Annotated in this window: 5 protein-coding genes and 1 pseudogene; 3 read left to right on the top strand and 3 right to left on the bottom strand. The window is 74.2% G+C overall.

All coding sequences use genetic code 11. The features are described 5' to 3' along the window. Both QMK28_RS32700 and QMK28_RS32705 read left to right on the top strand, forming a co-directional pair. Nucleotides 1-215: pseudogene (locus QMK28_RS32700) on the top strand (hypothetical protein); the annotation flags it as partial. 79 nt (nucleotides 216-294) lie between these two features. After that, nucleotides 295-5,229, top strand: a complete 4,935-nt coding sequence (locus tag QMK28_RS32705; RefSeq protein ID WP_326443324.1) for a hypothetical protein — start codon at nucleotides 295-297, stop codon at nucleotides 5,227-5,229. A 66-nt stretch (nucleotides 5,230-5,295) separates the two neighbouring features. Here QMK28_RS32705 and QMK28_RS32710 read toward each other — a convergent pair whose 3' ends face one another. From QMK28_RS32710 to QMK28_RS32720, 3 genes are all read right to left on the bottom strand, one after another. Further along, nucleotides 5,296-5,952 carry a hypothetical protein gene (locus QMK28_RS32710; RefSeq protein ID WP_326443325.1) on the bottom strand — a complete coding sequence of 219 codons (657 nt, stop codon included), beginning with the start codon at nucleotides 5,950-5,952 and terminating at the stop codon, nucleotides 5,296-5,298. 15 nt (nucleotides 5,953-5,967) lie between these two features. Next, nucleotides 5,968-7,107 (bottom strand): L-histidine N(alpha)-methyltransferase, encoded by a 1,140-nt coding sequence (locus QMK28_RS32715; protein ID WP_326443326.1) that lies wholly within the window; start codon nucleotides 7,105-7,107, stop codon nucleotides 5,968-5,970. A gap of 93 nt (nucleotides 7,108-7,200) precedes the next feature. Continuing rightward, nucleotides 7,201-7,650 (bottom strand): hypothetical protein, encoded by a 450-nt coding sequence (locus QMK28_RS32720; RefSeq protein ID WP_326443327.1) that lies wholly within the window; start codon nucleotides 7,648-7,650, stop codon nucleotides 7,201-7,203. A gap of 381 nt (nucleotides 7,651-8,031) precedes the next feature. On the opposite strand from QMK28_RS32720, the gene QMK28_RS32725 reads away from it, so the two are divergent. Next, on the top strand, nucleotides 8,032-10,218 hold a 2,187-nt coding region (locus QMK28_RS32725; protein ID WP_326443328.1), incomplete at its 3' end, for a sensor histidine kinase.

Here is a 10,218-nt window from a genome sequence, read left to right on the forward strand (position 1 = left end):
TCCTGCCACGCACCGGCGACGACGCCGGGGGCGCGTCCCGCACCAGCGCCCGCGTCCAGCTCCAGGTCCGGGACAGGGCGGGCAGCGCCGCGATGGCGGAGCTGCTGGAGCTGGGCGTGGTCCCGGTCGGCGCCGGCCCGGCCACCCTGCTGCCGCCCGCGGACACCGCCGCCCTCGAGCTGGCCGCCGACGCCGGGCTGCCCTTCCACTCCTGACTGCCCCGCCCCGCCCCGCCCCGCCCCGTCTCCCGCACCGCCTCCCCGTCCCGCCCGCACTCAACGAGAGTCCGCCGCCATGTACGAGCTGTCCCGGGTCCGCCTCTACTCCATCGGGCCCGCCGGTGCGCGCTACGCCGACACCGTCCTGGACCTGCGCGGAGTCGGCGCACCGGTGCCCAGCCCGGCGCCTGCCCAGGCCGAGTTCTTCGAGGACGAACCCACCGGCCCGCCGCGCCGGCCCGCGCCCGCGGGCGTGCTCTTCCTGGAGAACGGCGGCGGCAAGTCCGTCCTGCTCAAGCTGATCTTCTCGGTGATGCTGCCCGGCCACCGCAACACCCTGGGCGGCGCCAGCTCCGGCGTGCTCCGCAAGTTCCTGCTAGCCGACGACTGCGGCCACGTCGCGATGGAGTTCCAGCACGTCCTGACCGGTGAGACCGTCGTCGTCGGCAAGGTCTGCGAATGGCGCGGACGGCAGGTCTCCAACGACCCGCGGAAGTTCGCCGAGGCCTGGTACTCCTTCCGGCCGGGCCCCGGCATGAGCCTGGACTCGCTGCCCGTCGCCGAGGCCACCGCGCTGCGCCCCGCCGTCGAGGGCGTCTCCGGCGCGCGGGGACGCCGCCGCACCATGAAGGGCTTCCGCGACGCGATCACCGAGGCCGACAAGGCGTACCCGAACCTGGACTTCTGCTGGGAGGAGATCCACGAGCGCTGGAACGAGCACCTCGGCGACCTCGGCCTGGACCCCGAACTCTTCCGCTACCAGCGCGAGATGAACGCCGACGAGGGCGAGGCGGCCGGCCTCTTCGCGGTCAAGAACGACTCCGACTTCACCGACCTGCTGCTGCGGGCCGTCACCGACACCCGCGACACCGACGGCCTCGCCGACCTCGTGCACGGCTTCTCCAACAAGCTCGGCCGCCGCGCGGAACTCACCGCAGAGCGCGACTTCACGGCCGGCTCCATCGACCTGCTGACCCGCATCGCGGACAGCGCCGAGCAGCGCGAACAGGCCCGCGGCGTGCACACCGCCGCCGAGCGCCGCACCCGCGCGCTGGCCCACCGCCTCTCGGCCCGCGCCCAGCTCGAACGCGGCCGCTCCACCGAGCTGGCCCAGGGCGTCGCGTCCGCCGCGCACTTCGTCACCGAGGCCGAGCAGGGCCGCGGCCGCAGCTCGCTCGTCGCCGCCGAACTCGCCTACCGGCACGCCTCCCTCGCGCTCGCGGCCACCGAGAAGTCGGCGGCGGCCCAGCGCCGCGAACTCAACGACGCCCGTACGCTGCACGCCGCCTGGCAGGCCGCCGAGGTCGTGCTGCGCCAGCGCTCCGCCGCCGACCGCTCCGCGCGGGTGGCCGTCGCCATCCGGGAGGCCGAGCGGGACGCGGCCCCGGCCCTCGCGGCGCGCGCCCAGGCCGCGTCCGCGCTGGTCCGGGCCCTGCACAGCGCCGCCGAGAGCGGCGAGCGGGTCGCCAACGCGGAGGAGGAGCGCTCCAGCGCCCTCCAGTCGACTGGCGAGGCCGCCCACCGCGACGCCACCGCCGCCGCCACCGAGGCGCAGCGCGCCCGCAGCGAGACCGTGCACCTGCGCCAACGGCTCTCCGAGGTCGAGCAGGAGACCGCCGAAGCCGTCCGCTCCGGCTGGCTCGACGACACCGCCCCGGACGCCGACCCCGCCAGGGCCGCCCTCGCCGCCTCCGACGCCGAGAAAGCCGCAGCCGCAGGCTGGGACACCGCTAGGGAAGCGGCCCAGCTCAGCGCCGAGCGCGCCCGCGAGACCACCGCCGAGCAGGCGCGCGCCGAACTCGCCGCGGCCCGCGCCTCCGACGCGGCCCAGGCAGCCGAATCCGCCTACGACGCGGAGCGGCGCGCGGCCGAGGCGCTCGGCTCCGAGCAGCGTCTGATCGAACTGCTCGGGCTGCCCCAGCAGCCGGCCACCGACACGGTGCCGGGTCCGCGCACGGGACAGCCGGGTGCCGTCGCCGCCCACGCGTCCGCGCCGGGCCGCACCGCCTCCGCCGACGCCGCGGTCGAGTCCGCGGACCCCGGCGGCGACCCCGCCGCCCCGCGCGGCCGCGCGGACACCCCGGGCGGGGGCCCGGCCCGCCGCCGGGGCGCCCGCCGCCCGGTGGCCGACGGCCCGCTGACCGCCGACGAGCTGGACCGCAACGCCGACACGCTCCGCGAACTGCTGGACGGCAGCGTCGCCGGAGCCGAGCGGCAGCTCTTCGACCTGCGGACGGCAGCCGCCGACGACTCCCGCATCCTGGGCGCGCTCGGCGACGGCGGACTGCTGCCCGCCGGCCCCGACGTGCTCGCCGCGGTCGAGTACCTCGGCGAGCACGGCATCCCCGCGCTCCCCGGCTGGCGCTACCTCGCGCAGTCCGTCGACCCGGCCGACCACGCCGCCGTACTCGCCGCCAGACCCGAGCTCGTCGACGGCGTCGTCCTCACCGATCCCGACACGCACGCCCGCGCCCGGGAGGTGCTCGGCCGGGCCTCGCTGCTGCCGCGCTCCACCGTCGCGGTGGGCACCGCCGCCGCGCTGCTCGCCCCGACCCCCGCCTCCGACGCCCAGGACACCGGCGTCTTCCTGGTGCCGCCCAACCCGGCCATGCACGACGACCGCGCCGCCGACGACGAACGCCGGGCCCTGCGCGCCCGCGCCGCCGCGCGGGACGAGGACATCCGTACGCTCGCCGCCCGCCTCGGCGGGGACCGCGCGCTCGCCGCCCGGATCGGTTCCTGGCGCGACAGCTGCCCGGCCGGCCGCCTCGCCGAGCTGGCCGAAGCCGCCGACCGCGCCCGCGGCACCGCCGGCACCGCCCGGCAGCAGCTCACCGAGGCCCGTACGGTCAGCGCCGAAGCGGACGAGATCGCGACCGAGGCCGCCCGCGCCCGCGACGAGCGGCAGGAAGCGGCCCAGCGCGCCCGCCGGGTCGCCGACGCGCTCTCCGGGCTCGCCTACCGGCTGCGCGAGCGGCCCGCCTGGCAGTCCCGGCTGCGCGCGCTCGCCGACGACGCGGCCGAGTCCGAGGCCCGCGCCGCCACCTTCCTGGACCGGGCCCGCGCCGCCGACGAGGACCGCCGCGCCGCCCAGCGCGCCGCCGACGACGCCCGCCGCACCTCGCGCGCCCTGCGCGCCGAGCGCGCCGAGATCGCGGGCGCGCCCGACGACGCGGCCGAGCAGCCCGCCGACCCCGACGCGCCGAAGCACGCGCTGGCCGCGCTGCGCGAGGCGTACCGCGCGGCCTCGCAGCTGTACGAGAAGGTCGGCGTCGGAGCCGATCTGCGCGCCGAACAGACCCGCGCCGAGAGCGACGAGAGCAGCGCCCTCACCGAGCTGGACCGGCTGACCAACAAGGTCCGCACCCGGGCAGCCCAGCTCCTCGAAGGGACCGACGGCGCCGACGGACCCTCCCGGCAGGCCGCCGCCGCCCGCGCCGAATCCCTGGTGCAGATGCTGGAGTCGCGCACCTCGGCGGCCAGCGAACAGCTGGGCCGGCTGCGCGGCGAGGCCGAACGCCTCGCCCCCACCGAGGGCACGACCCACACCGAACTGCCCGCGGACCTCGTCCCGGCCGACGCCGAACGCGCCAAGGAACTGCTGCGCACCGCCACCACCGAACTCGGCTCCCGCACCGACGAAGTGGAAGCCGCCCGCGCGACGCACAGCGAACTGCTGCACGAACACCGCGTCTCCGAGGACGCGGTCGGCGGCTTCGAAGAGACCGCCGCGATGCTCCGCGACCTGCTGAGGGACGGCACGGCCCCCCGCGAGGAGGACGGGGCCGAGCAGCCGGAGCCCTACCCCGGCAACCTGGAGGAGGCCCGCCAGACGGCCACCGAGGCCCGCCGCGCGCTGCGCGGCTGCGCGGCCGACCTGACGGCCGCCGAGTCGGCCGTCCGCGAGGCCGGCGACGTCCTCGTACGGCACGCCAACGCCTCCCGCTACGAACAGGTCCGCACGCCCGCCCGGCAGCAGATCCGTGAACTGCCCGCCGCCGCCCTGCCCGAACACGCCGCCGCCTGGGCGGACGCCTTCGCGCCCCGGCTGCGGGTGCTCACCGACGAACTGGCCCAGCTGGAACGCAACCGGGACAGCATCATCGACCGGCTGCGCGGCCTCGTGGACGCCTCCCTGACCACCCTGCGCGCCGCCCAGCGGCTCTCGCGGCTGCCCGAAGGGCTGGGGGAGTGGTCGGGGCAGGAGTTCCTGCGCATCCGCTTCGACGAGCCGGACCAGACGACGCTCAGCGAGCGCCTCGGGGAAGTCGTCGACGACGCCACCAGCGCGGCCCTGAAGAAGAACTCGGACCTGCGGCGGGACGGGATGTCGCTGCTGCTGCGCTCGGTGGCGGCGGCGCTGAAGCCCAAGGGCGTCGCGGTCGAGATCCTCAAGCCGGACGCGGTGCTGCGCGCCGAGCGGGTGCCGGTCGGACAGATGGGCGACGTCTTCTCCGGCGGCCAGCTGCTCACCGCCGCGATCGCCCTCTACTGCACGATGGCGGCGCTGCGCAGCAACGACCGGGGCCGCGACAAGCAGCGGTTCGCGGGCACGCTGTTCCTCGACAACCCGATCGGCCGGGCCAACGCGACCTATCTGCTGGAGTTGCAGCGGGCGGTCGCCGACGCGCTGGGCGTGCAGCTGCTCTATACGACCGGGCTGTTCGACACGACCGCGCTGGCCGAGTTCCCGCTGGTCATCCGGCTGCGCAACGACGCGGACCTGCGAGCGGGGCTGAAGTACATCAGCGTCGAGGAGCACCTGCGTCCGGGGCTGCCGGTGCAGGACCCGGCGAGCGAGCCGGTGCACGGCGAGATCACCGCGACCCGGATGTTCCGCCGCCCGCCCGAGGTCACGGCCGCGGAGGCCACCGAGCCGGAAGCGGCGGCGGAGGCAGCCGGGGCTGACGCGGCGGATACCCAGGAGCCGGCGGAACCCGGTCAAGCGGCGGAACCCGGCCAGGCAGCGGAGCCCGAGGACCCCGCGAAGGCCGGCACACCGACGCAGTAGCCACGCCCGCCGGGGCGGCGTCCCGGGGCGGCGTCCCGGGGCGGTGTCCCGGGACGAACGCCGTCGTCAGTCCGGCACGCGCGCGGGCAGCCGCGCCAGCCGGTCGGCGACGCCCCGCTGCCTCGCGTACTGCTCGCGCAACAGCTGCTCGGCGGTGCCCCGCAGCCGGCGCAGGCTCTCCAACTGGCCGCCCTCCCGGTGCAGCGCGTCGTCGATGGCGATCAGCTCGGCGTCCGGCACCCGGCTGATGTACGTACGCAGCTCTGCGAGGTCGAGCCGCCGGTTGAAGTCGTGCACGGCGTCGCGCCACTCGTGCAGCAGCGTGAGCAGTTCGCCGTGCCCCGGCTCGGAGAAGGCGCCCGACACCAGCGCGCCGTCCGTCGCGGACAGTACGAGCCGTGGATAGACCCGCGCCTTGGGCGCGTGCCGGGGGAGCGGAGCGAAGCCCTCACCGTCGAGGATCTGGGTGTTCTTCACCAGCTCGTCGGCGAGCGCGCACAACGCCTGCTGACGGCGCTCGCGCGCGGCCGCCCTGCGCTCGGCGAACACCCCCGTGATGGCGGCGATCAGCGCGAGCGACTGGATGCCCGGCTCGAAGGAGCCGCCGCTTCGGCCGGACCGCGCCGAGACGAACCACCACACGCAGATGCCCAGGGCGAGCAGCAGACAGGCGAAGGTGAGCGCGGCGAAGACCTGCCGGTTGAGCGGGCCCATCCGTCCCATGGCGTGCCCGCCCCGTCAGTCGAAGGGGATGGGGCCGACCGGCGGCCGGGGCGCCGCCGATGCCTGGAGCAGCATGAGCGCCATGCCGAACGCCGGGCGGTCGAACTGCGCGTGCCCGCCGTCGTGGGTCTCGCCGACCTTGAGCAGCGCCGCGTCCACCAGCATCTTGTCCAGCCCCTCCCGGGTGTACTTGCGGGTGAGCAGCAGCCGGATGGTGTCCTGGTCGGGGAAGGGGACGGTGCTCCGGTCCGGGAGTGTCAACACCAGCGTGCGGTCGGTCCTGTTGCGGTAGATGACCTTGACCCGCAGCGCGCGCTCGCCCTCGACGGAGCCTTCGCAGCTGAGGCAGTCCATGTCGATCTGGAGGTCGGTGTACTGCATCAGCGCGCTGGTCACGAACTCGCGGAAGCGCGGGCTGTTCTCGTACTCCTGCGCCGCGGCCCGCGCGGCGCCGTCGTCCTGGCCGGCCGTGCTGGCCACTTCGAGCAGGAAACGGTCCTGGGGGCGCAGCAGTTTGTTGCCGAGCAGGGTCAGCAGCTGGGTGTCGCTGTCGAAGTTGGCGAGAGTGTTGCCGAGCAGCGAGTACAGCACCGGCTCGTCGCCGACGGTGCTCTTGATCAGCGTCCTGAGCCGGTCGAGGTTGCGCGGCAGCGCGAAGTCCAGTTGTACGGGCAGTACGTCGCCGGGGGAGATCCGCAGGTTGTGCAGGGCCTCGCGCTGGCCGAGCCGCAGCATCTCGGCGCTGATGTCGACCGGGATGTAGGACCCGGAGGTGCCGCGCTCGCGCAGCTGCCGCAGTATCGCCTGGTCCTTCTGCCCGGTGCCGGGCCCCAGGCTGACGTAGTGCAGGGTGCCTTCGGGGAGCGCTCCGGCGGTGTTCTGCCAGCGTCGGCTGAAGGACGCGATGCCTTCGCGCATCACCGGGTAGTAGAGGTCGTTGCAGGCGTGCGCCCAGGCGATCGTCGACTCCAGGCCCCAGTAGGAGAAGCCGGAGGTGATCCGTTTGCCCGCGCCGTCGGGGTCCGGTCGGTGCCGCAGGCCCGCGGTCACCTGGGCCAGCTTGCCCGACTGTTCCTCGCCGACCAGGCACACGGTCCAGCGAGTGTCCTCCAGGATCTCCGGAATGCGATGGACAGCCCGGTCCCGCTCCGCCATGTGTGCAGGCCCCCTCGGTCGTACCGCGAACACACCGTCAGTCCCTGAACCTACCTCGCCGTTGAGGATCGGGGAAAGGAATGGGCGGGCCGATCAGACGCCCGAGAGAGGGTGCGGCCGACGCCCGCCGGGTGGCCGGGCGCGGGCGCTCGCGCGGCGCGCCCTGCGGCGCAGCGCGCGCGCCGTGCTGCTGGGAGTGGACACGACGCCGTCGCGCTGGTTCCAGACCTGCCGGGTCACCCAGACGTCGAGCACGCCCCAGGTGGCCACCACGGTGCCCGCGACGGCGCCCAGGACGGCGGGGAAGGCGAACCACGCGCCCGCCAGAGCGCAGAGCACCGCGACCATCGACTGGATCATGGTCAGCGCGACGATGATGACGGCGCGCACCGCGGCCGTACGCACCGGGTCGGGCAGCCGCGATCTGCCCACCGGCTCCTCGGACCACAGGGGGTGGCCGAAGCGGTCAGGTATGTCGTGATCCAGCGCCTCGTCGAGGGGTTCACCGTGCCTCGGCGCACCTCTGCGCGATTCGGTGTCCATCGGTCCTCCATTCCCCCTGGGCCGGACATTGTCCCCCGTCGGGGCTCACCTGCCCGACTCAGGGGTGGGTGCCCGGTTTTGGCCGATGGCATTCCACCCCTCCGTCCTCCAGTGGGCCACGAACAGCTGTGCCCGAAGGTTCCCGGGGAGCGTGACATTCCAGCCATGAGCATGGGGGCGCGGGTGTGCGGAAGTTCCGGTTCCGTACGCCGAAACATGGGCAATAAATGAATTCATGGGCTGATAAATCGCGACAACGAGTTTCGGACCTCTGCTCTACTGTCCGGACGGGCCTTCGAGTTGCCGCTGTGGCAGTAGTAGGCTCACGCCGTTTGTTGCCGGAAGACTCCCCCGTACAGCGGGGTTGACGTTAGGGAGGCCATGCGCTTTCGCGGAAAGTCGATCCGTCGGAAGATCGTGGCGCTGTTGATGGTGCCGCTGGTGTCCCTGACGGTGATCTGGGCCTTCGCCACCTTCATCACCGGCCGCGACGCGCAGCAGCTTCTGGATGTCTCCGACGTCGTCGACGAGGTCGGCTACCCGAGCGAGACCACTGCCCAGGCCGTCCAGCGGGAGCGCCGCGAGACCCTGGTCTACCTGGCGGACCCGCGCCGATCCGACGCGCTGACCCGGATGCACCGGCAGGCCCGTACCACCGACAAGGTGGTCGACCGGCTGCGTGCCAACGCGGCCCGCGGTGATGTGCGCGACGCGATGAACTCCGGCTCGGCCGCCCGGCTGGACGGGATCCTCAAGGGCATGGACGGGCTCGACTCGCTGCGCGCCAAGGTCGAGGACGGCACGATCACCCGTAACGCCGCCTTCACCGCCTACAACGCGCTGGTCGAGCCGTGCCACGACTTCCTCTACTCGCTGCAGACCGGCATCGACATCGAGAAGGACAAGCAGGGCCGCGCGCTCGTCGACGTCACCCGCGCCCGCGAAGCCGTCTCCCGCGAGGACGCGCTGCTGTCCGCCGCCCTCGCCGCCGGCCATATGACCAAGCAGGAACTGCGGTCCTTCTCCGACCGGGTGGCCGAGCGGAACGTCCTTTACCGGACGAGCCTGCCCATGCTGCCCGCCGTCGACCGCGAGATCTTCGAGAAGTACTGGCGGGGAGGTGAGGGCCAGGCGCTGACCGAGACCGAGGACAAGGTCATCTCCGCCGGCGCGCCCGGCGCGGACCGGGTCGTCAACGCCGAGCGCTGGACCTCCTCCGCCGACACCGTCCTGGACGAGCTCGACCGGATGGGCATCGACGCGGCCGACCGCTTCCAGGAGCGGCTGCGGCCCGCGGCCATCGGGGTCCTCGCCAGGGCCGGGGTCGCCGGTGTCTTCGGCTTCCTCGCCGTCCTCGTCTCGCTGGTCGTCTCGGTCCGCATCGGCCGCACCCTGATCCGCGACCTGACCCGGCTCCGCAAGGAGGCGCACGAGGTCTCCGGAGCCCGGCTGCCCAGCGTGATGCGCCGGCTCGCCGCGGGCGAACAGGTCGACGTCGAGACCGAGGCGCCGCGGCTCCAGTACGGCGGCGACGAGATGGGCCAGGTCGGCCAGGCGCTCAACACCCTCCAGCGGTCCGCCGTGGAAGCCGCCGTCAAGCAGGCCGACATGCGCCGCGGGGTCTCCGAGGTCTTCGTGAACCTCGCCCGCCGCAGCCAGGTCCTGCTGCACCGCCAGCTGACCCTGCTCGACAGCATGGAGCGCCGCACCGAGGACACCGAGGAACTCGCCGACCTCTTCCGCCTGGACCACCTCACCACCCGTATGCGACGGCACGCGGAGGGCCTGGTCATCCTCTCCGGCGCGGCCCCCTCCCGGCAGTGGCGCAAGCCCATCCAGCTGATGGACGTGGTGCGCGCGGCCGTGGCCGAGGTCGAGGACTACGAGCGCGTCGAGGTGCGCCGGCTGCCCCGGCTCGCGGTGAACGGCCCGGCCGTCGCCGACCTCACCCACCTGGTGGCCGAGCTCCTGGAGAACGCCACGGTGTTCTCACCCCCGCACACCGCCGTGCAGGTGCTCGGCGAGCGGGTGGCCAACGGCTTCACCCTGGAGATCCACGACCGCGGCCTGGGCATCGCCCCCGAGGCGCTGCTCGACGCCAACCTGCGGCTCGCGGAGACCCCCGAGTTCGAACTCTCCGACACCGACCGGCTGGGCCTGTTCGTGGTCAGCCGGCTCGCCCAGCGGCAGAACGTACGGGTCTCGCTCCAGCCCTCCCCGTACGGCGGCACCACCGCGGTCGTGTTCATCCCCGCGGTGCTGCTCAGCGAATCGGTGGGCGGTCGCGGAGAGCTCGGCTCCGGCGCCCCCGAGGACACCGGCGAGCGGGAGCTGCCCGTCGGCAAGTCGGCCGCCCTCGCGGAGGTCCCGGTCCGGTTGGCAAGCCGCTTCGCGGGCTCCGCGGATCCGCTCGACGGGCCCGTCGAACTGGAGTCCTCATTCGGTCTGGACGACTTCAGCGGCCTGGACGAGGACGCCGAGGACGGGCACCTCTTCCGCGGCCGCGGCGCGCCGCCGGTCGCCGGCGGCGAGCAGCACCAGCAGGTGCGCGACCAGTCCCTCGGGGAA

The organism is Streptomyces sp. H27-D2 (assembly GCF_035828615.1).
Classification (GTDB): Bacteria; Actinomycetota; Actinomycetes; order Streptomycetales; family Streptomycetaceae; genus Streptomyces.